We start from the raw sequence: 25549 nt of genomic DNA, 5'->3' as shown, positions 1-25549 counted from the left end.
CCCCGCCGTAACGCGAGAGGGGACGGCCGGTGTCCTACGGACCGATGGCGGACGGGCGGGCGCCCGGCGGGATCACCGTCGACGCCGTCCTCAACGCGCCCGACTGCCATCCCGGCGGGGTCGTCGCCGGGAAGGTCCTGCTGCGCGGCGGGGCGTCCGGGCAGGACGTCCGGCACGTCACGATCGCGCTCATGCCGCGCATGGCCGACGGCCGGGGCGGGGAGACGGCCGGTCCCGAGGTGTACCGGGGCGCGCTGACCCGCGCGTTCCGGCTGGAGGCGGGCGAGGAGAAGGCGCTCGCGTTCTCGATCCCGCTGCCGTACGAGCTGCCGTTCACGACCGTCCTCGGCCGGGAGCTGCCCGGCTTCCGGATCGGCCTGTGCACCGAGGTGGACGTCGCGGGCGGCGCGGACGCCCTCGACATCGACCCGATCTCGGTCGAGCCGCTGCGGTCGCAGCAGTGGGTGCTGGCGTCGCTGTCGCGGCTCGGGTTCCGCATCGAGACCGTGACGTTCGAGCGGGACGCGCTGCCCGGCGTGTCCCGGCATCTCCCGTTCCACCAGGAGATCCATCTGACGCCGCCGGGGCCGTTCCACGGCGCGCTCGACCGGGTGGCGCTGGCGTTCGTCGCGAGCCCGCGCGCGGTGCGGTTCAAGCTGCGCGCCGAGGGGCGGGACGCGCCGGGCGAGACGTTCGGCGTCTTCGAGGCCGCCCACCCCGAGGTCCCCGAGATCGACTGGCCGGGCCGTGTCCGGACCTGGCTGGAGGAGGCGGCCCGGCTGCCGCGCTCCGCACCGGACGTCCCCGGCGGCGGCGCCGCGCCGCTCCCGCCGCCCGGCCACCGGGCACCCGATCCGGCGGTCGCGTCGGGGCAGGCGCCGCCGCCGCTGCCGACCGCGTTCGGCGGACGGCACGGCGAGCTGGGACGTCCTTCCGGGGACGCGCACGGATCCGTCCCGCCGCCCGCACCGGCTCCCGGCCAGGGCACACCACCGCCTCCGGGGATCCCCGCCGTCCCCGCCGCAGCGTCCGCCCACCCGGGCTTCCCGCCCGCCGCGGGCACGCCGGGCGCGGGCGCCGATACGCCCTACGGCGCACCGATGCCCGGTCCGTACGGCGCAGTGCCGCCCTACGACGCGGGCTCACCGCACCAGCCCGTCCCCGGAACCCCGGCACCGCCCGGCTCGCCCTACGGCGCAGCTCAGCCGGGCTCGCCCTACGGCCCGGGAACCCCGGCACAGCCGGGCCTGCCGTACGGCGCAGGAACTCCTCCGCAGCCGGGCTCGCCGTACGGCGCGGGAGCGCCGGGACAACCCGGTTCACCGCACGGGGCCCCAGCACAGCCGGGCCTGCCGTATGGCGCGGGGGCACCGGGGCAACCCGGTTCGCCGCACGGCGCGGGCGCCCTGGGGCAGCCCGGTCTGCCCAACGGCGCGGGATCCCCGGCGCAGCCTGGGATGCCGTACAGCGCAGGCCCGCCCGGCCTGCCCAATGGTGCGGGAGGCGCGGCGCCGTACGGCGCGGACGCGCGTCCCGGTGGCCCTTACGCGCCGGGGCAGCCCGGCTATCCGCATGGTGCGGGGCAGCCGCACCATGCGCCGGGCTTCCCGCCGTCGGCGCCCGGTGGGCACGGGGCTCCGGCGTACCCGGGCCAGGCGCCCGGCGCCGCGTCCCCGCCGCCGTTCCAGACGCCCGGCGCCGCCTCTCCGCCGCCGTTCCCGGCTCCGGCCGCCGCTCCGCCGGCGGGTTTCCCGGCGCCCGGCGCGGTGCCGCCCGCGTACCCGCCGCCGCACGGCCAGGCTCCGCCGCCCGCGTACCCCGGGCCGCCGCCCGGGCAGGACGCGACACCGGCGACGCCGTATCCGCAGGCACCGCCCCCGGCGTACCCGCCCGCGTATCCGCAGCACGGGGCCGTCCCGGCGCCCTATCCGGCCGCCTACCCGGCGCCGCACGGCCACTACCACCCCCGCTACGGGCACCACACGGGCGAGTGGGTCGCGGCGGGCGTGGTGGGCGTCGCGGCGGCCGGGGCCGCGATCGGCGCGGCGAACGGCGCCTTCGACGCGATGGACGTCGTCGCGGACGCGGTCGATGTCGGCGGTGCCGCGGCCGACATCGTGGGCGGGCTCGCGGGCGCACTCGGCGACCTGTTCGGCTGACCCCGAACCACGGCCCTTGCCCGGGACGACCGGGCGTATCGGACGAGATCCACGGGCCGTCGGCCGATCCCCCGCCGGATGGCTAGGGTCGGACGCAGCCCCGCCCCCGAGGAGCCCCATGACGACCGTCATCCTGTTCCTGCTGTGCCTGGCCGTCGCCGGCCGCGAGCTGTACCTGTCGTTCGACAAGCGCCTGCCGCGCGCCCAGGAGGAGCTGCAGCGGCTGCGCAAGCAGGTCAACGACCTGGCCGGACGGCAGGACGCGCTCGAACGCGACCGTCCCGAGACGGTCCCGGACGCGGTCCCGGCGGCGCCGCCCGAGCCCGAGGGCGTCTCCGAGGGCCTCGCGGACCGGCTGGCGGACCGGATCGCGCGCGTGGAGGAACGTCTCGCGACGGTCGCGGCCCGCGTGGACGGCCTGGACCTGGACCGCGCGGCGCAGCGTTCCCTGGCCCGCTCGCTGGACGCCGTCGAGCAGGACGTCGGCGAGCTGCACCAGGAGATGCTGGAGCGGCTGGCCCGGCAGGAGGGCGTGGTCTCGGGCCTGCTGCTCAGCGAGGAGGGCGAGGCCGAGGCGCTGCTCGGCGAGGTCTACGAGCGGTGCGCCGCCGAGTACGGCCTCCGGGTCCGGGTCCGTGACCGGTACGCGGCGCGCGGGGTGGGCGGTTCGGCGTTCCTCGGGACGTCCTACCGCCTGTCGGGCCGCCGCCCCGACGCCCTGGCCGAGGAACTGTTCACCTTCGCCCGCGCGATGTACGACCCGCAGGACCCGTCGGCGCTCGCCGCGCTGCTCACCGAACTGGGCCAGCTCCACGGCGGCGGCGTCACCCGGATCGGGCCGTTCACGGCGGTGCGGACGGCGAACGCGCTGGTCTGCGGGCTCCTGCCGGACTCGCCGTCCCGTCCGATCCCGACCGAGCCGTGGGAACTGGCGGCGCAGCTCCGCGAACTGCCCGAGGACCTGCAGTGCGACCTGTCCTGGCTGCGCGCGGACGCCTGACGACCCCCGCGTCCCCGCACGTGGCCTCCTGAAGATGTTCGCCCCGCTCGCGGACACGCCTACATTCGTCCGTCGCAAGCACACGGCCACTGACCTCGGGAAGCAACGGACGCCGCCTTTCCGCAAACGCACCGTGCCATCGGCGAACGCCGAGGGCGCCCGGGGCGACGCTCTCGGCACAGCCGAGCATCGACGCGCCCGCTGACAGCGGACCCTGGGCCCGGGCGTGCTCCCGGCCGGGGCGCTCGCCCGGCCGGGAGCAGGGCTCGTCAGAGCCGGACGAAGCGGGGCGTGGCGGCGCGGACGGGGTCGATGCCGAACGCCAGCAGGCAGCGCGGCGTGCGGGTGGCGTCCACTTCCAGGCAGACGCCGAGGCCGAGGCCCGGATCCACGAGGACCACGCGCCGCAGAGCGCGCAGCGCGTTCCGCACCCGATCCCGGTTCTCGGCCCGCCGGACGTCCGTGCCGGACGGGTCGTCGGGGAACGCGGGATCGTCCGGCCGCGAGAAGCCGCGAGCCCGGTCGGCGCCGGGCGGCAGGTCGGGATCGGTCGGGCCGGGCAGCAGGGTCGCCGTGACGACCCGCCCCGCGTGGCGCCAGAGCGCGGGGGCGTCCAGGATGCGGTCACCGGCGGCGGTGAGGTCGGCGACGATCACGACGCCCGTGTCGTCCTCCTCCCCCGCCGTCCGTCCGGGGGACGCCTTGCCGCCGGGCGCCTGCGGCCCGCCCATGGCGCGGTGGTAGCGCAGCGGATCGAGCGTGTCGATGACGAACGCCCCCGCGTACGGCCGCGACGCGCGGGACCGGACGGCGGCGCGATCCCCGCTCAGCGCCTCCCCCGGCGCGCGGTGGGCGCTCAGGTCGAACACCATGCCGGACGCGTCGGACCACGCGGGCACTCCGAGCGCCGCACCCCCGACGAGATCCAAGGCGTCGATGGAGCGCCAGAGGTCGTCGGTCCGTCCGGACAGCTCGGACGCGATGCCGAGCCCCGGAAACGCCCCTTCCAGCACGGCGAGCGTGGCCTGCCAGGTGGCCCCGCCGACGAACTCGGCGACGAACGCGTCCACGTGCGCACGCCGCCGCGCGGGCTCGGCCGCCGCATGGCGCGGCTCGCGCGGACGCGGCACGAGATCGGCGGCCCACGGTTTCGGACGCGCCCGACGCGGCGGGGCGGCCGACAGCCCCCCGCTCAGCGCCGCAGGCTCGGCAGGCCGCGCGTGCGCACCGCCGGGAGCGGGATCACCGTCGGCGGCCGGCCGATCGGCGTCCGGCCCGGGAATCGCGAGCCGCTCGGGCTCCGCCCGCCGCCCGGCGCCCCCGGACTCCGGCGGACGCACCGGCTCGGGCCCACCGGGCTCTCCCGAACCACCCGGACGTCCGGGTTCCGACACCGCACCGGCCACGCCGCCTCCTCTGGGATCCGCCGGTTCCGTCACCGGCCGCCATCCGGTCTCCGCGTCCGGCGGGGCCGCACCCCAGCCGGGCGGCGGCCCGCTCGGCGCCGCCGGCGCCTGCGGCGCCCCGGGAAGCCCATCATCGCGGCCACCGCCCGCCGACGCGCCGGGTTCCGGCGCAGACGCCCCCGGAACACGGAACCCATCCGGAATAGTAGGACCGGCAAGCGGCCCCGGCACCTCCCCCACAGGCCGCCAATCAGCAGGCGCCTCCCCCGCCCCCGGCGAACGCTGATCACCACCCCGCGACGACTCGGCCGCACCCGGCACATCGCGCGGCGGCACGCCGTCCCGCGCCGAATCCCCCGGCACGCCCGGCCCCTCGGCCAGACGCCGCCTCCCACGCGGCGGCGCCGACGAGCGCGGGTCGTCGCGGGGTGGCGCAGGTGACTGCAAGCCCTCGTGCGGCGGGTTCGGCGGGCGCGGAACGGAATGCGGGCGTGACGGGTCGTGCGGGGCCTCCGGCGTGCGCGGCGGCTCTGGCACGCGTGTGCCGCTCGGTGGCGGAGACGAGCGCGGGTCGTCGCGTGGTGCGTTTGGGGTGTGGGGTGGCTGGGGGGCGTGGCGCGGCGGTCCGCTCGGCGGGTCGGGTGGGCGCGGCGTCGTGTGGGGTGGCGTGGCGGGGCGTGACGGGGCGCGTGGCGGCTCGGGCACGCGCGGGGGGTGCTGGGTGGGCCGCGGTTCGGGGAGGCGGGGTGTTCCGGGTGGGGGTGCTGACGAGCGTGGAGACTCGTGCGGCGTCGGCCGGGGCGGTTCGGGTGGGCGTGGGATCTCGTGTCGGGGTGCCGGTGGGCGTGCGGTGTTGGTGGGCGGCGCGGGTGGGCGTGGGGGTTCTGGGGGGAGTTGGGGCCTGGCTCGGTGGCGTGGGGCCTCGGGCGGGCTTGGGGGTTCGGGTTGGGGTGGAGTGGGTTTGGGGCGGCCTGCCACTCTCACGTCGCCTGGGTGCGGGACGGACCGGTCGAGGGGCTCGGGCGGCACGGCGGGCTCCTCGGGGTCGGAGGGCGGGGTGTCGTGGGGACCGGCGCTCACGTCCTCGATCCTCTGCCGGGACGTGGGTTTCGGGCAAGACGGACGAAGGATGGCATGTTCAGCCGAACCTCTGGCGGGATTCGCCGAAGAGGGCCGTGCAGAGGGTTTCCGGGCGGTCCGGGCCGTCGTCGGCGGCGTGGACGGCCAGGACGGGCACCTCGTCGCCGGGGCTGGGTTCGGCCGGCTGCAGGCGCAGGGCGACCTCGCGGCACAGGGGCTCCGTCTCGCCGGACGCGGCGGCGACGTCCTGGAGGCTCACCGACACCGTCGCCGGGATCCGGAGTTCGGCGGGTGACTCGCTGTTCGCCAGTTCGTCCAGGTAGACGTCCAGGAGGCGGCGGGCCAGGCCGTTGAGCAGGCGGCCCCACGGGACGACGAGGCCGGCCGGAACGTTCTCGGTGCGGAGTTCGGGCAGGCCGAAGCGGGCCAGGCCGCGCGTGGTGAACCAGACGGTGTCGGTTCCGCCGGAGTGGGAGATCAGCATCCAGTCGGTGAGTCTCATGTCGCCCTGGGGGCCGGGGAGGGAGCGGCGCAGTTCGGGGCCGGACAGGATGCGGGGCGTGAAGACGTCCACGACGGGCGCGGACGCGGCGGCGGCGACCGCTCCGGCGGCGGCGCGGGCCGCCCATTCGTGCGCGGGCGGCCAGCCGGGACGGTAGGCGGCGCGGACGGCGAGCAGGTGCCCCGCCCCCGCGACGGCGGCCAGGTCGGCGGGCGCGGCCCCGTAGGCGGCGAGCAGGCCGGCGGGCAGCGGCGGGAAGTCCTCGGCCGGGCGCAGGTCCAGGGTGAGCATGGGGCTGTCGAGCATGCCGAGGACGAGGTCCCGCAGGGGCGCCCGGAACTGGGCGGCGACCTCCCGGCGGACGGTGCCGCGCAGGTCCGCCGGGGGGTCGGTGAACGCGACGGCGTAGGTGGCCTGGAGCCTTTCGGCCACCGGCAGCGTCAACGTCGCACCCAACTCCGGCCTCGCCCCTCGGTTCCCTCGGTCGGGCGCGGCGTCCCGAACTGTCGGTTCCGATGAGACCCGACGGCGGGCCGGGAGCGGATCTGTCGCGAACGGCACATTCCCCTACTGGGCCGGGACGCCGCGAACGGCCCCCGGCAACGCCCGGCAAAGAACGCATTGCCCGCGGACGGGAACACGAGCGCCGGACCAGCGGTTATACCCCGTCGAGGCGCGGACCGGGGCGTCCGTTGACCTGTGCCCTATACCGTGCTGACCAGGGCGCCCGCGCCTTGGGGCCGCCTTTTGTGACCGATGCCACGCAACCCGCCGGGGGCCGGTGCGCGTCTTACCTGGAAAGAACGCCTCCGACGAGGCGCACCGGCGGATCGAAGGCGCCCGCGACGTCCCGGACCGGGGTCGCCCGGCGCGACGATCACGACCGGCGCACCGGCCGCGCGTCCGCGACCGGCACCCGACTCGACCGTCCCGGCCCGTTTGACCGGCCGTCCCTGCGGAACGCGTCCCATGAGACCGCGTGCCAGGGGCGCATCTCCACGAGGGGCGGCGCGTCCGCCCGGTACCGGCCCGGCCCGCCAGGGTCCCGACGTAGGGGGGAAGACGACGATGACCGCCGCCACCGCACCCGAGCACGCCAACGACCGCTATCTACGGGACGTGATGCCGCTCGCCGAGCCGCTGTTCGCGAGCGCCGTCCGGATGACCCGCAACACGGCCGACGCCGAGGACCTCGTCCAGGAGACGCTGGCCAAGGCGTTCACGAACTTCCACCAGTTCCAGGAGGGGACGAACCTCAAGGCCTGGCTGCACCGCATCCTGACCAACAACTTCATCAACACCTACCGCAAGAAGCAGCGGGAGCCGCAGCGCGCGGGCTCGGAGGAACTGGAGGAGTGGCAGCTCGAACAGACCGAGGCGTACGCGTCCGGGTTCCGCTCGGCCGAGCGGGAGGCGCTGGACCGCATCCCGGACGGCCACGTCGTCGACGCGCTGAACGCCCTGCCCCGCGACTTCCGCGACGCGGTGTACCTCGCGGACGTCGAGGGCTACCCCTACAAGGAGATCGCGGAGATGATGGGCACCCCCATCGGGACCGTGATGTCGCGGCTGCACCGGGGCCGCAAGCAACTCCGTGAGGCCCTCGCCGACCACCGCCCCGCGCACGTCCTCGCCGCCTGACCCCACGGTCGTTCCCGGCATCCGCAACGAGCTGCACGAAGAGTCGCCATATCGCTACAGTGAGCGAGAAAAGGCCGACTGTCCAGCAGATCGTTCACCGGGGGATCCGATGCCGCATCTCGTCCACGCCGTCCTCACCGGAGCCGCCCTGGCGCTGCTCCCTGCCGTTCCCGCGGCCGCCGCCGGCCCCGCGGCGGCCGAGCTGCGGCTGAGCGTGCAGCGCGGCGCGGACGTCCGGACGGTCGTCCTGCGCTGCGGCCCCGCGGGCGGCACCCACCCGCAGGCGGCCCGTGCCTGCGCGGAGCTGGCGCGCGGCGCCGGACGGCTCGACCGCCCCTCCGACGGCGTGTTCTGCACGATGGACTACGCGCCCGTCACGGCCACCGCCCACGGGCGTTATGGACGCGGCTCCGTCCGGTTCGTGAAGGAATACTCCAACGCGTGTGTGATGCGCGCGAGGACGGGAACGCTGTTCGCGTTCTGACCCGGCGTCCGGGTCGGCTCCCGAACGGGGCGGCGGCGGCGCGCCGAGTGAGGAGACGCCGAAAGGTACCCGGGGATGACACGCAAAGTGGGCGAGGTCATGACCTCCCGCCCTCGTTCGCTGCCGCTGGACGCCACGCTCTACGACGCGGCGAAGATCATGCGCGACGAAGGAATCGGCGACGTGCTCGTCACGTACGCCGGACGCCTCTGCGGCATGGTCACCGACCGGGACATCGTGGTCCGTGCCGTCGCCGAGAGACGTGACACTTCCGTCACCCCGCTGGGCGACGTCTGCACCGCCGACCTGACCACGATCCGTGCCGGGGACGACACCGCCGAGGCGCTGCGGCTGATGCGCGAGCAGGCCGTTCGCCGTCTGCCCGTGGTGGACGACGCGCAGCGCCCGGTCGGGATCGTCACGCTGAGTGATCTCGCCGAGGCCGGGGACGGCCTGCTCGCCCCCCTCGCCGACATCCGGCGGGCGCCGCCGACCCTCTGACGGACATATGTGACGGAACTGGGGGTACCAGCACACGCGAGCGGCGGCTACCTTCGTCTTCGTGCCGACCACCGACGCCGTCCTCACCGATCGGCTCGCCGTCGAGATCGCACGTCTCGGCATCGTGGGCGAGTCGTCCGACGTGGGCACCCTGCACCGGGTGACCGCGCTGGCGAGCCGTGCCGTCCCCGGGTGCGCGGGCGCGACCGGGGTGCGCTGGGCGCTGCCGCACGGGCCGGACGAGCGTCCCGAGCCGCTGGCGTCGGCCGCGAGCCATCCCGATCTCGCCGACGCCGTGGAGCGCCAACTCGCCCGCGGCCACGGATTCCTCTTCGACGTCGTCAACGCGCGCCGCGCGGCGGGCACCGACGACGTCCTCGCCGAGGCCCGCTGGCCCGAGGCGATGGCGGACCTGCTGCGCGGCGGCGTCCGCTGCTTCTCGACCACGCCGCACCGGATGGGCCCGGTCCTCGTGACGCTGACCCTGTTCGGGGTGCGGCCGAGGGCGCTCGGCGAGGGCCAGCGCGGGCTGGCCGCGCTGCTGGCCGCGCAGGGCAGCGCGGCGATGTCGAACTCCCTCCAGTACGGGGACGTCCACCGCACCGCCGTCCAGCTCCAGGAGGCCGTCGAGTCCCGCGCGGTCGTGGACCAGGCGAAGGGGATCCTCATGCACGCGCTGGGCTGCGACGCCGATGAGGCGTTCGTCGAGATGCGCCGCATCTCGCAGACCCGGCACGTGAAGCTCACGGCGCTCGCGCAGCGGATCGTCGGCGCCCAGGGACTGCCCTGACCCGGGCATGTCAGACCTTGCTCCCGCATCCGCCTGTTCGGCATAAGCTTCGCTCGGCGGTGCGATGAACCGCCACGTCACGGCGCCGGCATCGGCCGCGCCCGCTGCCCTCATGGAGCCCGCCCTTGTCCGATGAGCTGGATCCCGGAACCGTGTTCCGGGAGGTCGCCGGTCTCGGCGAACGGGTGGCGGAGCTGCGGCGCGCGGCGGCCATGCCCGGCACCGACCCCCGGCCCGCGCTGGACGCCGCGCTGGCCGAGCTGGAGCTGGCCGTCGAGGCGCTGGAGACGCTCGGCGCGGAGCGGTCGGCGGCGACCGACGGCGCCGGGGCGGCCGACACCGAGCGCCGGGTGCTGCGGACGGTCTTCCAGGACGCCCCCGTCCCGCTGTTCCTGCTCGACCGCGACAGCGGCGTCCGCCGGGTGAACCGGCAGGCCGCCGGGCTGCTCGGCACCTCCCCCGGCTATGTGTCGGGCAAGCAGTTCACGGCGTTCTGCGACCTGGCGACGCGCGGGCCGCTGCGGTCCCAGCTCGCGGCGGTGGTCCGGACGGGCCGGCGCCGCCGCGTCCCGGTCCGCTTCCTCAGCCGCGACACCCCGGTGGACGCCGTGGTGACGCTGGCCCGCGTGTGGATCCCCGGCGAGCCCGACCCGATGGTCATGGCGGTGGCGGGGCCGACGTCCACGCCCGTCGGGGAGGAGCCGCGTCCGGCCGAGCGGACCGCCCCGCGCGACGACGAGGCGGTCGCCGCGATCGTCCACCGGATGGACGTCCTCGCGGCGGTGGGCGAGCTGCTGCTGGACGAGCCGGTGTTCAACGAGACCGTCGCGGTCCGCCGCTGCGCGCGGCTGCTGGCCGCCGAGCTGGCGGACTGGGCGTTCATCGACCTGGCCGCCGTCGACCCGGGCGGACGGCTCGGCGACCTGCGCCGCCAGGTGGTCGTCGGCCCGGCCGAGGACGAGAGCACGCAGGAGACCGTCCGCGTCCTGGAACTGCTGGACCCCGGGGCCGGGACGCTGGCCGGGACGGTGTTCGCGTCCTGGCAGAGCGCGCTGCACCCGCACGTCGAGGAACTGGACCTGCTCGGCGCGGACGAGCGGGGCGAGCCGGTGCTGGCGCTGGTCCACGCGACGACCGTCCTGTGCGTCCCGATCGAGGACGGCGACCGCTGCCTCGGCACGATCACGCTGGCGAGCGGCGGCGAGAACGGCCCGTTCGACCTGCGCGACCTCGCCGTCGTCGGCCGGATCGGACGGCAGCTCGCCCTCGTGATCCGCGCGTCCCGGCTGTACCGGCGCAGCGCCGAGGTCGCCGACTCGCTCCAGCGCAGCCTGCTGCCCAAGCGGCTGCCGACGATCAAGGGCGTGGAACTGGCCGCGCGGTACATGACGGCCACCAGCACCGCCGAGGTCGGCGGCGACTTCTACGACGTGTTCCCGTTCGGGGACAGCTGGGGGCTCGTCCTCGGCGACGTGTGCGGCAAGGGCGAGGACGCGGCGGTCGTCACGGCGTCGGCGCGGCACGGCGTCCGGCTGGCGTCGCGGTGGAGCACGGACCCGGCGGAAGTGCTGGCGATGGTGAACGCGTCCCTGCTGGAGGAGGACCGGTTCGTCACGGCCATCATCGCGGGCCTGGAGTTCCAGGGCGACCGCGTCCGCGCGACGCTCGGGACGGCCGGCCATCCGCCCGCGATCGTGGTGCGGGCGGACGGCGTGATCCGGTCGGCGTCCGACGGCGGCGTGCCGCTCGGCCTGTTCGACGACTTCGCGGCGGGCACCGACGCCGTCGAGCTGTTCCCCGGCGACACGCTGTTCCTGCACTCCGACGGGGTGCTGGAGGCGTGCGACGCGGCCCGCCGCGAGTTCGGGCGGCAGCGGCTGCTGGAGGCGCTGGCCGGGGTCGCGGGCGAGCCCGTCGCGGCCATGCCGGACGCGGTCGAGCGCGCCCTGACGGCGTTCTCCGACGGCGACCTGCGCGACGACGTGTCGATGCTCGCGCTGCGCGTGTCGCCGCCGGAGCCGCTCTAGCCGGTCAGCGGCCGGTCAGTACGACCGGCCGAACAGGACGCGCTTGCCGTACGCGGACGGCTCGCCGCACTTGACGCAGACGCCCGTCTCCTGCGGCGCGTCCGCGGGGATGCAGCGGGGCGTCGCGGCGGTCTCGGCCTTGATGTCGTCCTCGCACTCGGTGCGTCCGCAGTGGAACGCCCGCGCCCAGCCGCCCGCGACCTGCGCGGCGAACGCGTCCCAGGTGTCGGTGGTCGCGGTGTGCTCGTCGCGGAACGCCTCCGCGCGGGCCAGCAGGAACGCCTGGAACTCGGCGAGGACGCCGGGCAGCAGCTCGGGCAGCTCGCCGAGCGGGATCTGCTCCTTGCCCTGGCCCTCGACGGTCGGCAGGCGCCGGACGAGCGTCGCGACGCCCGCCTCGATGTCGCGCTTGCCGAGTTCGATGCGGACCGGGACGCCGCGCAGCTCCCACTCGTTGAACTTGAAGCCCGGCGACAGGTTGGGACGGTTGTCGTCCACGTGGACGCGGATGCCCATCGAGCGGATCGCGGCGCCGAGCCGGCGGGCCTCGGCGGCGGCCTCCTCGCCCTGCTCCTTGCGCCCGATCGGGACGATCACGACCTGGTACGGCGCGAGCCGGGGCGGCAGGACGAGCCCCTTGTCGTCGCCGTGCGTCATGATCACGCCGCCGATCATGCGGGAGCTCATGCCCCAGGACGTGGTGTGCGCGTGGGTGCGCTGCTCCGCCTCGTCCTGGTACTGGATCTCGAACGCCTTGGCGAAGTTCGTGCCGAGGTAGTGGCTGGTGCCGGCCTGGAGCGCGCGGCCGTCGCGCATCATGCCCTCGATCGTGTACGTCCGGACGGCGCCGGCGAACCGCTCGCCGGGCGTCTTCTCCCCCGGCACGACTGGCATGGCGGCGAGGTCGCGGGCGAGCCCGGCGTAGGCGTCCAGCGCCCACATCGTCTCGCGCATCGCGTCGGCCTCGTCCACGTGGGCGGTGTGGCCCTCCTGCCAGTGGAACTCGGTGGTGCGCAGGAACATCCGCGGACGCATCTCCCAGCGGACGACGTTCGCCCACTGGTTGAGCAGCAGCGGCAGGTCGCGGTGCGAGTCGATCCACTTGGCCATGTACTCGCCGATGATCGTCTCGGAGGTGGGCCGGATGACGAGGGGCTCGTCCAGTTCCTTGCCGCCCGCGACGGTGACGACGGCCAGCTCCGGCGAGAAGCCCTCGACGTGCTCGGCCTCGCGCTTGAGGTAGGACTCCGGGATCAGCAGCGGGAAGCTGACGTTGTCGTGCCCGGCCTCCTTGATCCGCCGGTCCAGGTCGGCCTGGAGCAGTTCCCAGATCCGGTACCCGTACGGGCGGATGACCATCGTGCCGCGCACCGGTCCGCGATCGACGAGCTGGGCCTGCACGACCAGCTCGTTGTACCAGGCGGAAAAGTCCTCGCTCTGCGGCGTCACACCTTCTCGACTCACGGGAAAGAGGGTATCCGCTGCGGGACGCCCCGGTTTCCGTTTATCCGCGCCGTCAGATCTCCGGCGGCGCGGCCCGAACGTCAGCCGGTGTTCTGGAGGCCGGCGGCGACGCCGTTCACCGACAGGAGCAGCAGTTCTTCGAGGCGAGCGCGTTCGGTCTCGTCGGCGACGCCCTCGCGCAGCGCCGCGAGCGCGCGGAGCTGGAGGTGCGACAGGGCGTCCACGTACGGGTTGCGCAGTTCCACCGCGCGGGACAGGACGCGCCGGTTCTCCAGCAGCCGCGCGTGGCCCGTCACCGCGAGGACGAGCCGGTGCGTCCGGTCGTACTCGGCGAGGACGGCGGCCGTCAGGTCCTCCCGGCCGCCGAGCGCGAGGTAGCGCGCGGCAATGTCCCGGTCGGCCTTGGCGAGGCTCATCTCGGCGTTGTCCAGCAGCGTCCCGAACAGCGGCCAGGACGCGTACGCCTCGTGCAGCTCGGCGAGGTCCGCGCCGTCGGACGAGACGGCCGCCAGGCCGCTGCCGAGCCCGTACCAGCCGGGCAGGTTGACGCGCGTCTGCGTCCAGGCGAACACCCACGGGATGGCGCGCAGGTCCTCCAGCCCCCGCGCGGCCTTGCGCCGGGACGGCCGCGACCCGATCCGCAGCTCCGCGATCTCCTCCAGCGGGCTGACCCGCGAGAACCACGCCGCGAACCCGTCCGCCTCGACCAGCGACCGGAACGCCGCCCGCGCCGCGTCGCTCAGCTTGTCGGCCAGCGGCCGGAACCGCGCGGCGGCCGCCCGAGCCCGCTCCTCCACCTCGGTGGTGGACGCCAGCAGCACCGCGTTCGTCACCTGCTCGACGTGGCGGCGGGCGATCTCCGGATGCCCGTACCGGGCGAAGATCACCTCGCCCTGCTCGGTGACCTTGAAGCGGCCCGCGACCGAGCCGGGCGCCTGCGCCAGGATCGCGCGCCCGGCGGGACCGCCGCCCCGGCCGAGCGAGCCGCCGCGCCCGTGGAACATCGTCAGCGTCACGTCGTTGCGCGCCGCCCACTCCGCCAGGGCCTCCTGCGTGTCGTACAGGCGCAGCGTCGCGCTGGCCGGGCCGAGCTGCTTGGCCGAGTCGGAGTAGCCGAGCATGATCTCCATGCGGCGGCCGGACGCGTCCAGGCGGCGGCGGACGGCGTCGATCTCCAGCATCCCGTCCAGCACCGACGGGGCGCGCTCCAGGTCCTCGCCGGTCTCGAACAGCGGGATCACGTCCAGGACGGGCGCGCGGTCGCCGAGGGACGCCGCCAGCTCGTGGACGTTCGCGATGTCCCGCGCCGACCGCGTGAACGACACGACGTACCGGCGGCACGCCTCGACCCCGAACCGCCGCTGGATCCAGCCCACGACCCGCAGCGTCTCCAGGATCTCCTCGGTCATCTCGTCGCGCGGGCCGCCCGCCCGGAGCTGCTCCAGCGCCTTCTCGTGCAGCTCGGAGTGCTGGCGGATCTCCAGCGACGCGAGATGGAACCCGAACGTCTCGACCTGCCAGATCAGGCCCTGGACCCGTCCGTACGCCTGCCGCCCGGCGCCCGCCTCGGCCAGGGATTCCCGGACGGTCCGCAGGTCGGCCAGCAGCTCGTCCGGCCCGGCGTACCCGAGGTCGGCGTCGCGGACGCGGGTCGCCGCGATCCGCTCGGCGGCGAACATGAGGAGCTGGCGGTGCGGCTCGCCCGGCGACCGGCTCGCGATGGCCGCCAGCCGCTCGGGGTGCGCGGTGCGCGCCGCCGCGAGCAGGTTGCACAGCGCCTCGGACGGCGGCGTGGTCGACTCGTGCGCGGTCAGCTCCCGGCCGATCCGCGCGCACGCCGTCTCCAGCGCCAGCAGCACGTGCTCGGCCTGGATGAGGATCGCGTCCCGGGTGACCTGCGCGGTGACGAACGGGTTGCCGTCGCGGTCGCCGCCGATCCAGCTCCCGAACCGCAGGTAGGCGGGCGCTTCGAACGCTTCGCGGCCCGTCCCGGACGGGTTCAGCGCCGCGTCCAGCGCCCGGTAGATGCGCGGCACCACCCGGAAGATCGTCTCGTCGAACGCGGCCATCGCGGTGCGGACCTCGTCCAGCGGGTCCATCTGGGCGTGGCGGCGCAGCGCCGTCCGCCACAGCAGGTCGATCTCCTCGCGCATGCGGCGCTCGACGTCCGCGCGCTCGGCCGCGCCCGGCCCGGCGTGCAGCGCCGACAGCAGGTCGCTGATGCGCTGGATCCCGGTGACGATCGCGCGCCGCCGCGCCTCGGTCGGGTGCGCGGTGAACACCGGGTGGATCTCCAGACCCGCGACGGCCGCGTCCAGCCCGCCGTCCGCGCGGATCTGCTCGACGGCCGCCGCGACCGACGACGGCACGCTCTCGCCGGTGTCACGTTCCCGCAGCGTCCGGATGCGGTGGTGCTCCTCGGCGAGGTTCGTCAGATGGAAGTAGACGGTGAAGGCCCGCGCCACCTGTTCGGCGCGTTCCAACGTCCAGCCGTCGACCAGCTCGGTGATCTCGGCGACGGCCACCTCGCCGCGCCGTGCCCCGATCACGGCGTGCCGGAGCCGTTCGACGTCGTCCAGCAGGTCCGGGCCGGCGTACTCCACCAGGCTGTCGCCGAGCATCGCGCCGAGGAGCCGGACGTCCTTGCGCAGCGGTTCGGGCAGATCGTGCCGCAGGAGGTCGCGCGTCTTGGTAGCCACGGGTTCAGGGTAATCAGCGCGGGGGCGGGCCGCGGCGGGCGGGGCGGGCGGAATGTCGGGGCGCGACTGACGCGGGTTCAAGCTGCGGTTACGCTGACCCGCATGGCGATGGAAGCTCCTGAACCCGTGGTGTCCCCGGACATCGACATCCACACGACCGCGGGCAAGATCGCGGACCTGGACCGGCGGCGGTTCGAGGCCGTCCACGCCGCGTCGGCCGCGGCGGTCGAGAAGCAGCACGCCAAGGGCAAGATGACGGCGCGCGAGCGCGTCGACGCGCTGCTGGACGAGGGCTCGTTCACCGAGTTCGACGAGTTCGCCCGGCACCGCTCGACCATGTTCGGGCTGGAGAAGAAGCGGCCCTACAGCGACGGCGTCGTCATCGGGCACGGGACCGTGGACGGACGTCCGGTCTGCGTGTTCTCCCAGGACGTCATGGCGTTCGGCGGCTCCCTCGGCGAGGTCTACGGCGAGAAGATCGTCAAGATGCTCGACATGGCGCTGAAGACCGGCTGCCCGATCATCGGCATCAACGAGGGCGGCGGCGCGCGGATCCAGGAGGGCGTGGTCGCGCTCGGGCTCTACGCCGAGATCTTCAAGCGGAACGTCCACGCGTCCGGCGTGATCCCGCAGATCTCGCTGATCATGGGCGCGGCGGCGGGCGGGCACGTGTACTCGCCCGCTTTGACGGACTTCGTCGTCATGGTGGACAAGACGTCCCACATGTTCATCACCGGGCCGGACGTCATCAAGACCGTCACCGGCGAGTCGGTGACGATGGAGGAGCTGGGCGGCGCGCACGCGCACAACTCGCGGTCCGGCGTGGCGCACTACCAGGGCGCCGACGAGCAGGACGCGCTGGACTACGTGAAAGCGCTGCTGTCCTACCTGCCGTCCAACAACCTGTCCGAGCCGCCCGTCTTCGACAACCCGGCCGACCCCGCCGAACTGGTCGCCGAGCTGGACACGCTCATCCCCGACTCGCCGAACCAGCCGTACGACATGCACACCGTCATCGAGGCGGTCGTGGACGACGGCGAGTTCCTGGAGGTCCACGAGCTGTTCGCGCCGAACATCATCGTCGGGTTCGGGCGCGTGGAGGGACGGTCCGTCGGCGTCGTCGCCAACCAGCCGCTCCAGCTCGCCGGGACGCTCGACATCGACGCGTCGGAGAAGGCCGCCCGGTTCATCCGGACCTGCGACGCGTTCAACATCCCGGTGCTGACGTTCGTGGACGTCCCCGGCTTCCTTCCCGGCACCGACCAGGAGTGGAACGGCATCATCCGGCGCGGCGCGAAACTGCTCTACGCCTACGGGGAGGCGACGGTCCCGCTCGTCACCGTCATCACCCGCAAGGCGTACGGCGGCGCGTACGACGTCATGGGCTCCAAGCACCTCGGCGCGGACGTCAACCTCGCCTGGCCGACGGCGCAGATCGCGGTCATGGGCGCGCAGGGCGCGGTGAACATCCTGTACCGGCGCGAGCTGGCCGCCGCGCAGGACCCCGACGCGCTGCGCGCCGAGCTGGTCACCGAGTACGAGGACACCCTCGCCAACCCCTACATCGCCGCCGACCGGGGGTACGTGGACGCGGTGATCAAGCCCTCCGAGACGCGCGGGCACGTGGTGAAGGCGCTGCGCGCCCTGCGCGAGAAGCGCGCCACCCTGCCGCCCAAGAAGCACGGCAACATCCCGCTGTGACCGGCGACGAAGGGGCGCGGATGAGCGAGACCAGGCCGTTTCTGCAGGTCGTCCGGGGCGACGCCGCGCCGGAGGAGGTCGCGGCGCTGGTCGCGGTGCTGACGGCGCGGGCGCGCGGCGCGGCGGGATGCGACGGGGCCGCGCGGGCCCGGTCGCGGTGGTCGGACCCGGCGCGGCTCGTGCGCGGGACGCCGTCGGCGCGGCCCGGCGCGGGCGCCTGGCGGGCGGCTTTCGGGCCGCGCTGACGGCCCGCCGGACGCCCGCCGAGGGGGTGCCGGGAAACGCCGTACCGGGACCGTTTCGCCCCGCGGACGGTCACGGCGGGCAGCGCCGTGATTTCTCCTGGTGATTCGCGGTCGGCGGGTGTGGACGGAGCGCGACGGGACATGCTCAAGGGACATGTAACCGTGGATCGCGCCCGGAGAGGCGCCGGGCACGAATAAGGTGAAACGTCATGGCCACCTCGGAGTTCGTCCCACAGCCCGCGCGGTTCGCGATTTTCGTCGACGCGGGATACCTCTACGCGGCCTCCGGGGCGCTCCTGCTCGGCTGCGGGTCCCGGCGCGAGTACCGCGTCGCGGCGGAGAAGCTGATCAAGGCTCTGACCGACCACGCTGATGATCAACTTCTGGGCGAGCTGCTGCGCGTCTACTGGTTCGACGCGGCGCCCAAGCGGCAGCCGACCGTGGACCAGCGCGTGATCGCCAACCTGCCGCTGGTGAAGCTGCGGCTCGGCAACCTGAACGCGCAGGGCCAGCAGAAGGGCGTGGACGCGCAGCTCCGCGCCGACCTGGAGGCCCTCGCCCGGCACCGCGCGATCACCGACGCGGTGCTGCTGGCGGGCGACGAGGACATGCTCCCGGCCGTCGAGGCGGCGCAACGCTACGGCGTACGGGTCCACCTGTGGGGCGTGGAACCGACACACGGCTCCAACCAGGCGGAATGGCTGGTCTGGGAGTCCGACACGGTCGAGGTGCTGCCCGCCGACTTCCTGCGGCCCTATTTCACCAAGGCCAAGGCGCTGCCCGTCCCGGCGCCGCCGGTGCCCGCGACGGGGAAGACGGTCACGGTGCCGTCGCCCGCCGAGGTGTTCGCCGGACGGGTGCCCGCGGTGCGGCCCGTCCCGGTGCCGAGCGGGACCCCGGCGGCGCTGCCCGCGGCCGTCCCGAACAGCGTGCCGAACAACGTGCGCGGGCCGTCCCCGGCGACGGTGGCGGCGTCGCTGAACGCGGCGGGCGCGGCGCTCGCCGAGAGCAAGCTCGGCCCCGAGCGCGACCACATGCGCGAGATCGGCGAGCACGTCGCGCAGAAGTGGGTGTTCGAGCGCGGCCGGGACAACATCCGCGACCTGCTGCCCGGCCCGATCCTGCCGCCCGTCATCGACAAGGAGCTGCTGATCGAGGCCGAGAAGGAACTCGGCTCGTCGCTGCGGCCCTACCAGGAGGCCCGCACCTGGCTGCGGGACGGCTTCTGGGAGCGCGTCTACCGCGAGTTCGGCATCGGCTACGGCACCTCGGACTGACCCGCGAGGCCGGGGTCAGCCCGGGGGGTCGGTCGGGGTCGGTTGGTCGGGGTCAACCCGGGAGGTCGGTCGGGGTCGGTTGGTCGGGGTCAACTGAGCACGCGGTGCCATTCGGGGACGAGTTCCTCCATCAGCGCCTCGGTCTCCGGCTGGAGCTGGTCGAACAACGGGTCGCGGCCGAAGCGGTCGCGCAGCTCGTCCACCACGGTCCTGACCTGCGCGTCGTCGCCGAGCGCGTGCGTGGCGCGCAGCAGGTCCCGCCAGAGGCTCTCGTCGCCGGGCGCCAGCCGCAGGCCCGCGCGGGCGGCGCCCGTCGCGGCACGCGCGTCACCCTCGTCCAGCCGGATGAGGACGAGCCGGTGCGCGACGTCCACGATCCGCGCGGACGCCTCGTACTCCAGGTCGCTGGACGCCAGCCACCCGTACCGGCCGCGCGGACGGTCCGCCAGCAGCGGCCCGCGCACCAGGTCGAGCGCGTACGACATGTAGGCCGTCTCGGACGCCGGTTCCGCCGCCGACCGCCACAGCAGCCAGCGGAACACGGCCCAGTCGATGCGGACCTCCGAGCCGAGCCGGATGCGGCCCCGGTCGTCGTAGTAGAGGTTGGGCCGGCCGCGCGCGTCGCGGCCGAGCCAGTCCGACACGCGGGCGACGGTCGCGTCGCGGACGCCCGCCGTGACGCCGCGCGGCCAGATCGCTCCGCCGAGCACCGTCGGGTGGACGCCGTTCGGGTGCAGCGCGAGATAGACCAGGACCTCGGTGCACAGGTCGCGGCGGCTGGCGTCCATCGGGCCCGGCGCGTCGATCTCGACGGCGCCGAGCAGCCGGATGTCCACGGCGGACTGGGACGCGCCGGGCGGCTCGGTCTCGGCGAGCGGCTCGGGCAGCGGCACCGACTCGGTGCGCGCGGCCGTGTCGAACAGGTCGAACACGCCCCGGTACTGGTCCTCGGGGACGAGCTGGGCGTCGACGTCGAAGCCGAGGACCCCGGCCTGGAGGCGGCCGGACTCGTCCAGGTCCCACGTCCAGGTGGCGCCCTGCACCTCGCCGGGGACGAGATAGCCCGCCGCCATCCGGGTGCCGGTGCGGGCGAGCGCGACGAGCCGGTCCGCCTCGATCGCGTCCGGCTCGTCCGCCATGATCAGGTAGTGCGGCATCCACGCCTCGCCGAACACGCCCCGGGACCGTCCGGTGAGCACCGAGTCCACGCCGGACGCGGCCAGCGCCTGCCGCACCTCCTCGCTGCGCCCCTCCAGCTCGGGCAGCGCGTCGGCGAGGTTCGGGACGGCGCGGATCCGGTCCGGCGCGATGCGCGTCAGGCCCTCCCCGAGTTCCTGGCCGAACCCGACGAGCGTCACCCGCATATGGTCCGACCAGCGGTTCGTCGCGAGTTCCAGGGCGAGCGCGGCGAGGACGGCACGGCGTCCGCCCGACGGGCCGCGCAGCGCGATGAGCCCGTGCGCGGCCTCCAGGTCGACCAGGATGCGGCCGGTGTCGTTGGTGCCGATCGACACCAGGCCCGGGTAGGGGGCGAGGACGTCGCCGAGGTCGGCCGCCTCCAGCCCGCCGAGCGCGTCGGCGGTGAGCCGCCACACCTGGCCGTCGTCGAACGCCTGCCACGGCGCGGGCGGGTTGCGGTCGGCTGGGGCGATCCACAGGTCGAGGCTGCCGTGGCCGAGGTGGACGCCGTAGACGGTCGGGAGCGGCCGTCCGCCCGCCGCCATCGACTTGGAGAGCTGACGCAGGCCGAGGTCGAGCAGCCGGGCGGCGTCCTCGTCGGAGCCGAACCGCAGGGCGTGCTCGGCGAGCGCGGCGCGTCCCTCGGGCCGGGCGATGCGGTGCCCGAACGCGCGGCGCCACATCTGCTCGCGCCGGCGGCGGCCGAGGACGGCCAGCAGCCCGGCGGCCAGCAGCGACGCGGCGGCGAGGCCCTGCGGCCATTCCATGTGGAACGACAGCGGGATCGTGTGGTCGCTCTCGTGCCCGGACACCGGGGACGACGCGGGCGTCTGGTCCGGCGCGTCGTGCTTGGGCGCGGACCGCGCGGGCTCCTTGAGCGGCGGCGCGACCGGCGCCTTCTCGGGCGCCTTCTCGGGCGCCTTCTCGGGCGCCTGCGTGTGGGGCGCCTCGGTGTGCGGGGCCTGCGTCGGCGCCTGCGTGTGCGGGGCCTCGGTGTGCGGCGCCCGCTCGTGGTGCGGCTCCTGCACCGGGTCCTGCGCGGGCGGCTTGTCCGGCTCGGGCGCCGGGTGGTGGACGGGGTGCCCGTGCCGGAAGTAGTCGTTCAGCTCCGACACCGGGATCGTCCTCGCGTGCTTGGCGTCGTGCGGCATCTCCAGCACCCAGCCCGGACGGATCAGGCTCGCGATCGTCAGCTTGCTGCCGTCGGGCTGGACGTGCCCCTGGTTCAGCGCGTAGATCTCCTTGTAGCGGCGGCCCTCGCCGAGGCACTTCTCGGCGATCTCCCACAGGCTCTCGTGGTGGCGTCCGTCCGGCGGCTGCACCCGGTAGATCTTCGTGGTGCCGTTCTTCGCCGGCGTCTCGGCGGGCGTCACGGCGGTGTGCTCGGCCTGCTGCGGCGCGGCGGCGGGCACCTGCTCCACCTGCGCGACGAGGTGGACGGCGGACGCGGGCGGCGCCTGCGTCAGACCGCGCGCCGAGAACGCGGCGGGCACGACGGCGGTCGTCGCGGTGAACAGCAGCAGCGCCGTCACGACGAGCCGGTGGACGAGCGACTGCGTCCCGCCCGCCAGCGGCACCCGCGCGGGCACGCCGACGCCGCGCACGCCCGCGTACACCTCGACCGCGACGCACGCGGCGAACTGGAGCCACGCCAGCCAGACCAGCGTCGCGAGGATCGGGAGAAGCGCGCTCGCGCCGACCGTCTGGGACAGGTCGGACAGCGACGGCGGCCCGCTCGGCAGCGGGGAGCCGAACACCGCCAGCAGCGCCCAGGGCACGCCGACGAGCAGCGCGGTCAGCGCGAGGATCGCGCCGACGCCCGCGAGCACGTCGCCGGGGGTGCGCCGGCGCCCGGTCCGCCGGGAGTCCATCGGTGTCTGTCGTGTCGCCATGTTCGTCGCCGCCGCGTCCCTAGCGTTCGCCGATCGCCGTCTGTGCCGAGTTCTGAGCCTGTCGGGGGAGTCGTGGGGGTGCCGTCCTCGTCATCGTAGACGTGCCCGTCGTCCGTTCAATGCCTTCCTGTACCGCACGCGTCCGGTTCATGGCGCGTCGTTCCCCGTGACCGGCTCGGCGGTCGCCGCGGACGTCATCGTGAACGAACCGAGCCCCGGCACGATGCCGAGGATCTGCGACCGCACCGTGAGCCGCACCGTCACCCGCACCTGCCGGGTGTCGGCGTCGCACTCGCGGCCGGTGACGGTCGCGTCGTAGTCGGTGACCATCGCGCAGGCCGCAGCCCGCGCCCGCGCCGGATCCAGCACGGGCTTGCCGGTGCGCCGCAGCGCCGCGTCGTCGATCTGGTTCGCGCCCGCCCGCGCGGCCTGCTCGGCGATGTCGGCGGCGCGCTGCCGGGCGTGGATCGCGAGGCCGCCGTCCACGAGCAGCCCGGCGAGCAGCAGGACCGATGGCGCGAACAGCACGACGTACAACGAGATCGTGCCGTCGTCGCGGTGCATCAGTCACCTCCGCGATAGGTATAGGTGTCGATCGGGGCGAGCGCGCGGCCCTGGAGCCGCTTCGTGCCGGGCAGACCGATGAAGGCCAGGTCGCCGAGGTCCACGTCGCAGCCGATCGTGACCGCGACGCGTCCGCCCGCGCGCCAGTCGCCGAGGTCCACCGTGACCGACGGGCCGCCCGAGCACCAGTGGTGGCCGCGCAGGTCGGCGGACGCGGCGGCCTCCGCCATCGCCCGCGCCCCGGACGCGCTGCGCGCCACCGACGCCGCGCGTGCCGCGTCGCGGGCCGCGCCGTCCACCTGGCTCTGGGCGTCGACCATCCGCCCGGCGCCCGCAAGGAACAGCAGGAACACGACCATGAGCGGCGTTACCAGCACCATCTCCAGCGACATCGAGCCCCGGTCGGTCACCGCTGCGCCTCGCAGGCCGTGCCGACGCCGACGTCCGGGCGGAAGCACTCGATCGGCCCCTGCGACCGCTGGGTCACCGAGAACGTCAGGAACGGCACGACGCGCACGGCCGTCCCGCTGACCTGGACCCAGCGCTCGTCGCCGTCCTGGCCCGCCTGGACGGACAGGCCCTCGATGAGCTTCGGGCCGATCTGGCGGACGTCCGTCCCGGCCTTGTCCACCGCCCGGCCGCGCCAGTCGCCGCCCGTGTCGGTGCGCGCCACCCGCGCCCCGGCCTGCGCCGCCGCGAGCGCGACCTGCCGCGCGTGGTACACCATCGCGAACTGGACGGACGCGAGCAGCACGAGCAGCAGCACCGGCGTGAGGATGGCGAACTCGATCGCCGACGCGCCGCCGTCCCGCCTCCCGCGCACGGCTCAGGTGCCGGTGTTGATGCTGTCGGCCTTGTCGCTGATCTTCTTCATGATGGTCGCGCCGATGGCGAGCGCGATCGCGGCCAGGATGGCCGTGATGATCGCCCATTCGATCGCCGAGGCGCCCCGGCCGCGGTCCTCCGTCCGCAGCCGGTGGACGCGCGTGCCGAGCACGGCCCGCAGATAGACGAGTGTCGGATCGTTCAGCAGATTCATCTGTTCCGCTCCTAGAGGGGATCGGTACGGACGGCGGGGAACGTTCAGGATCCCATCACCCGGATCACGGCGGGATAGGCCAGGAAGACGAGGAAGGCACCGCAGAGGAACAGTTGCGCGACGAGCATCGACTGGGAGCGCTCGCCCGCCTTCCCCTCCAGCTCCGACAGCTCGCGGCTGCGCATGGACGCCGCCCGCGCGGCCAGGGACTTGCGGACCTGCGCGCCGTCGTCGGCGACGAGCGCGAGCGCCCCGGCCAGGTCGCGCAGTTCGGCGACGTCCAGGTCCTCGCCGAGCGTGCCGAGCGCCTGCCAGGGCGTCCGGCCGGTGATGCGGGCGTTGCCGAGGGCGTCGCGCAGCCGCCGCATCGCCCAGCCGTCGCCGACGTTCGCGGCCGTCATCAGCGCCTCGGGGACGCCGCGTCCGCCCGCGAGGTTCATCGAGACCAGGTCCAGGAACGCTCCCACGACCCGCCGGAAGTCATTGCGCCGCGCGACGGCCTCCTGCCGGAGCTGCACGTCGGGGAAGAAGAAGAACGCGACGGCGAAGATGACGCAGATCCACGCCGGGACCTGCACCGACATCCCGAGCCCGAGCAGCGCGAAGTAGGCGATGACCACCGGGACGAACAGCAACGCGGCGGCCGGCAGCAGGAACTTGGTGGCGAGGAACGCCTCCAGCGACCGGTCGGTGATGTCCAGGTCCGCGCGAATGGACGTCATCCGCCACCCGCGCGCCTCGGCGAACCGCACCAGCTCCCGGCCGACCCGGGCGCGCAGCCCACCGACGGACTCGCGCGTAGGCGACGTCCGCCCGGCCCGCTCGGTCCCCCGCCGCCGCGCCGCGTCGAACGCCGCCAGCCGCGTCGCCAACCCCGGCCGCGGCGGGAACAACGCCCGCACGAGCGCGAACAACCCGAGCCCCGCAATGGCCCCCGCGAGCAACGCCGAATTCACTGCATGCCCCCTTCGCGGGAGCGGAGGGGGGAACGGCCGCGCCAGCCGGCGACTGTGGACGGGACCTCGCTCGGGACGCCCGGACGGTCTTCGCGGCCGGCGAGGAAGCGGTCGGGCAGTTCGTGCCGTGCCAGACGGCGCAGCCACAGGAAGCCCAGGGCGTACAGGCCGATGACCACGCACAGGACGAGCTGTCCGAGGAAGTCGTCGTACGGCTCGACGTAGGAGTGGTTGAACACCGCGAGCGCGATGGCCGTCCCGACCGAGACGCCGACGACGATCCGGACGCTGCGCCGCGTCGAGCGCCGGTCGGCCTCCACGCGGCGCCGCATGTCCAGTTCGGCGCGGGCGGACGTCGCGAGCGCGCCGAGCATGTCGCGCAGGCCGGGGCCGCGCAGCTTGGCGTTCAGGATCAGGGCGGCGACGACGAGGTCGGCGGACGGGTCGTCCAGGTCGTCGGCGAACCGGCGCAGCGCCTCGGGCATCGGCACGCGGGTGTGGAGGCGGTCCACGAGGTCGCGCAGCGGGCGCTGGAGCGCGGGCGCCGCCGCGCGCAGCGACGCCGGGATCGCCTGCTCCAGCCCGACCGCGCCCGCGATCGTGTCGCGCAGCGACTCCGACCACGCGGCCAGGCCCTCCAGCCGCGCCATCCCGCGCCGTTCCTCGGCGGCGCCGCCCGCCAGGCCGTTCCAGGCGAGGACGAGCACGCCCGTCCCGATCGCCGCCATCGGCCAGCGCGTCACGACCAGCACCGCGGCCCCGGCGAGGACGGCGACGGCCGTGCGGGTGGTCAGGGTGCGGATCATCTCCTCGCGGCGCCGCGCCCGGTCGGGGCCGCGCCGCACCGGCATCCCGCGCAGGCTCGCGACGAGCAGCAGGATCCCGCCGCCCGCGAGCGCGCCCGCCGCGATCGCCAGCAGGACGTCAGCCGAGTACACCGCGC

General features: G+C 74.8%; 21 protein-coding genes. 10 read left to right on the top strand and 11 right to left on the bottom strand.

The genetic code is table 11. The features are described 5' to 3' along the window. Positions 1 to 29 precede the first annotated feature (29 nt). Both BTM25_RS08335 and BTM25_RS08330 read left to right on the top strand, forming a co-directional pair. Positions 30 to 2159: a sporulation protein gene (locus tag BTM25_RS08335; protein WP_103562114.1), complete on the top strand. Its 2130-nt coding sequence runs from the start codon at positions 30 to 32 to the stop codon at positions 2157 to 2159. Between the two features lie 118 nt (positions 2160 to 2277). Next, the gene (locus tag BTM25_RS08330) at positions 2278 to 3159 is read left to right on the top strand and encodes a hypothetical protein (RefSeq protein WP_103562113.1); all 882 of its coding nucleotides are present in this window, start codon (positions 2278 to 2280) and stop codon (positions 3157 to 3159) included. A 269-nt stretch (positions 3160 to 3428) separates the two neighbouring features. Here BTM25_RS08330 and BTM25_RS08325 read toward each other — a convergent pair whose 3' ends face one another. Both BTM25_RS08325 and BTM25_RS08320 read right to left on the bottom strand, forming a co-directional pair. Continuing rightward, the gene (locus BTM25_RS08325; protein ID WP_146059005.1) at positions 3429 to 4565 is read right to left on the bottom strand and encodes a hypothetical protein; all 1137 of its coding nucleotides are present in this window, start codon (positions 4563 to 4565) and stop codon (positions 3429 to 3431) included. 1138 nt (positions 4566 to 5703) lie between these two features. Beyond that, positions 5704 to 6591 (bottom strand): hypothetical protein, encoded by an 888-nt coding sequence (locus BTM25_RS08320; protein ID WP_103562111.1) that lies wholly within the window; start codon positions 6589 to 6591, stop codon positions 5704 to 5706. A gap of 624 nt (positions 6592 to 7215) precedes the next feature. Here BTM25_RS08320 and BTM25_RS08315 point away from each other — a divergent pair. From BTM25_RS08315 to BTM25_RS08295, 5 genes are all read left to right on the top strand, one after another. Continuing rightward, positions 7216 to 7788 (top strand): sigma-70 family RNA polymerase sigma factor, encoded by a 573-nt coding sequence (locus BTM25_RS08315; RefSeq protein WP_103562110.1) that lies wholly within the window; start codon positions 7216 to 7218, stop codon positions 7786 to 7788. 109 nt (positions 7789 to 7897) lie between these two features. Then, the gene (locus tag BTM25_RS08310; RefSeq protein ID WP_103562109.1) at positions 7898 to 8272 is read left to right on the top strand and encodes an SSI family serine proteinase inhibitor; all 375 of its coding nucleotides are present in this window, start codon (positions 7898 to 7900) and stop codon (positions 8270 to 8272) included. A 75-nt stretch (positions 8273 to 8347) separates the two neighbouring features. After that, positions 8348 to 8773, top strand: coding sequence for a CBS domain-containing protein (locus BTM25_RS08305; RefSeq protein WP_168212051.1), 426 nt, complete (start codon positions 8348 to 8350; stop codon positions 8771 to 8773). Between the two features lie 61 nt (positions 8774 to 8834). Further along, a complete protein-coding gene (locus BTM25_RS08300) occupies positions 8835 to 9563 on the top strand; it encodes an ANTAR domain-containing protein (protein WP_103562107.1) in 729 nt (242 codons plus the stop codon). A 125-nt stretch (positions 9564 to 9688) separates the two neighbouring features. Further along, positions 9689 to 11590: a SpoIIE family protein phosphatase gene (locus BTM25_RS08295; protein ID WP_235828294.1), complete on the top strand. Its 1902-nt coding sequence runs from the start codon at positions 9689 to 9691 to the stop codon at positions 11588 to 11590. Positions 11591 to 11605: 15 nt separating this feature from the next. On the opposite strand, the gene proS is transcribed toward BTM25_RS08295, so the two are convergent. Together proS and BTM25_RS08285 are read right to left on the bottom strand one after the other, a co-directional pair. Continuing rightward, positions 11606 to 13054, bottom strand: a complete 1449-nt coding sequence (gene proS, locus BTM25_RS08290) for a proline--tRNA ligase (protein WP_235828293.1) — start codon at positions 13052 to 13054, stop codon at positions 11606 to 11608. Positions 13055 to 13134: 80 nt separating this feature from the next. Continuing rightward, on the bottom strand, positions 13135 to 15753 hold the full coding sequence (locus BTM25_RS08285; RefSeq protein WP_103562105.1) for a phosphoenolpyruvate carboxylase: 2619 nt from the start codon (positions 15751 to 15753) through the stop codon (positions 13135 to 13137). Positions 15754 to 15855: 102 nt separating this feature from the next. On the opposite strand from BTM25_RS08285, the gene BTM25_RS08280 reads away from it, so the two are divergent. The 3 genes from BTM25_RS08280 to BTM25_RS08270 all read left to right on the top strand — a co-directional run bounded on the left by BTM25_RS08280 (position 15856) and on the right by BTM25_RS08270 (position 18976). Continuing rightward, positions 15856 to 17454, top strand: a complete 1599-nt coding sequence (locus tag BTM25_RS08280) for an acyl-CoA carboxylase subunit beta (protein WP_103562104.1) — start codon at positions 15856 to 15858, stop codon at positions 17452 to 17454. Between the two features lie 20 nt (positions 17455 to 17474). Next, entirely contained in the window at positions 17475 to 17699 is a 225-nt protein-coding gene (locus BTM25_RS08275; protein ID WP_103562103.1) for an acyl-CoA carboxylase subunit epsilon, read from the top strand. A 209-nt stretch (positions 17700 to 17908) separates the two neighbouring features. Further along, a complete protein-coding gene (locus tag BTM25_RS08270; protein WP_103562102.1) occupies positions 17909 to 18976 on the top strand; it encodes an NYN domain-containing protein in 1068 nt (355 codons plus the stop codon). Between the two features lie 89 nt (positions 18977 to 19065). On the opposite strand, the gene BTM25_RS08265 is transcribed toward BTM25_RS08270, so the two are convergent. The 7 genes from BTM25_RS08265 to BTM25_RS08235 form a co-directional block, all read right to left on the bottom strand. Then, the gene (locus BTM25_RS08265) at positions 19066 to 22047 is read right to left on the bottom strand and encodes a BTAD domain-containing putative transcriptional regulator (RefSeq protein WP_235828292.1); all 2982 of its coding nucleotides are present in this window, start codon (positions 22045 to 22047) and stop codon (positions 19066 to 19068) included. A gap of 147 nt (positions 22048 to 22194) precedes the next feature. Beyond that, complete coding sequence (locus tag BTM25_RS08260; RefSeq protein WP_168212050.1) at positions 22195 to 22611, bottom strand: TadE/TadG family type IV pilus assembly protein; 417 nt, start codon at positions 22609 to 22611, stop codon at positions 22195 to 22197. Then, positions 22611 to 23021: a TadE family protein gene (locus tag BTM25_RS08255; RefSeq protein WP_235828291.1), complete on the bottom strand. Its 411-nt coding sequence runs from the start codon at positions 23019 to 23021 to the stop codon at positions 22611 to 22613. The genes BTM25_RS08260 and BTM25_RS08255 overlap by 1 nt, the downstream gene beginning before the upstream one ends. Further along, entirely contained in the window at positions 23018 to 23434 is a 417-nt protein-coding gene (locus tag BTM25_RS08250; protein WP_103562100.1) for a TadE/TadG family type IV pilus assembly protein, read from the bottom strand. Before BTM25_RS08250 ends, BTM25_RS08255 begins: the two co-directional genes overlap by 4 nt. A gap of 3 nt (positions 23435 to 23437) precedes the next feature. After that, positions 23438 to 23650, bottom strand: a complete 213-nt coding sequence (locus BTM25_RS08245; RefSeq protein ID WP_103562099.1) for a hypothetical protein — start codon at positions 23648 to 23650, stop codon at positions 23438 to 23440. 44 nt (positions 23651 to 23694) lie between these two features. Then, positions 23695 to 24606, bottom strand: coding sequence for a type II secretion system F family protein (locus BTM25_RS08240; protein ID WP_103562098.1), 912 nt, complete (start codon positions 24604 to 24606; stop codon positions 23695 to 23697). Continuing rightward, entirely contained in the window at positions 24603 to 25544 is a 942-nt protein-coding gene (locus BTM25_RS08235) for a type II secretion system F family protein (protein WP_103562097.1), read from the bottom strand. Before BTM25_RS08235 ends, BTM25_RS08240 begins: the two co-directional genes overlap by 4 nt. Positions 25545 to 25549: the final 5 nt, after the last annotated feature.

The organism is Actinomadura rubteroloni (genome assembly GCF_002911665.1).
Classification (GTDB): Bacteria; Actinomycetota; Actinomycetes; order Streptosporangiales; family Streptosporangiaceae; genus Spirillospora; species Spirillospora rubteroloni.
Note: the sequence above shows the minus strand (reverse complement) of the source record. Positions and strands in the feature narration are given on the sequence as shown.

Excerpts from the sequence above, each read along its gene's own strand:
- BTM25_RS08330 (WP_103562113.1), top strand. The coding sequence starts at position 2,278 with ATGACGACCGTCATCCTGTTCCTGCTGTGCCTGGCCGTCGCCGGCCGC.
- BTM25_RS08315 (WP_103562110.1), top strand. The coding sequence starts at position 7,216 with ATGACCGCCGCCACCGCACCCGAGCACGCCAACGACCGCTATCTACGG.
- BTM25_RS08310 (WP_103562109.1), top strand. The coding sequence starts at position 7,898 with ATGCCGCATCTCGTCCACGCCGTCCTCACCGGAGCCGCCCTGGCGCTG.
- BTM25_RS08305 (WP_168212051.1), top strand. The coding sequence starts at position 8,348 with ATGACACGCAAAGTGGGCGAGGTCATGACCTCCCGCCCTCGTTCGCTG.
- BTM25_RS08280 (WP_103562104.1), top strand. The coding sequence starts at position 15,856 with ATGGCGATGGAAGCTCCTGAACCCGTGGTGTCCCCGGACATCGACATC.
- BTM25_RS08275 (WP_103562103.1), top strand. The coding sequence starts at position 17,475 with ATGAGCGAGACCAGGCCGTTTCTGCAGGTCGTCCGGGGCGACGCCGCG.
- BTM25_RS08270 (WP_103562102.1), top strand. The coding sequence starts at position 17,909 with ATGGCCACCTCGGAGTTCGTCCCACAGCCCGCGCGGTTCGCGATTTTC.
- BTM25_RS08265 (WP_235828292.1), bottom strand. The coding sequence starts at position 22,047 with ATGGCGACACGACAGACACCGATGGACTCCCGGCGGACCGGGCGCCGG.
- BTM25_RS08260 (WP_168212050.1), bottom strand. The coding sequence starts at position 22,611 with ATGCACCGCGACGACGGCACGATCTCGTTGTACGTCGTGCTGTTCGCG.
- BTM25_RS08245 (WP_103562099.1), bottom strand. The coding sequence starts at position 23,650 with ATGAATCTGCTGAACGATCCGACACTCGTCTATCTGCGGGCCGTGCTC.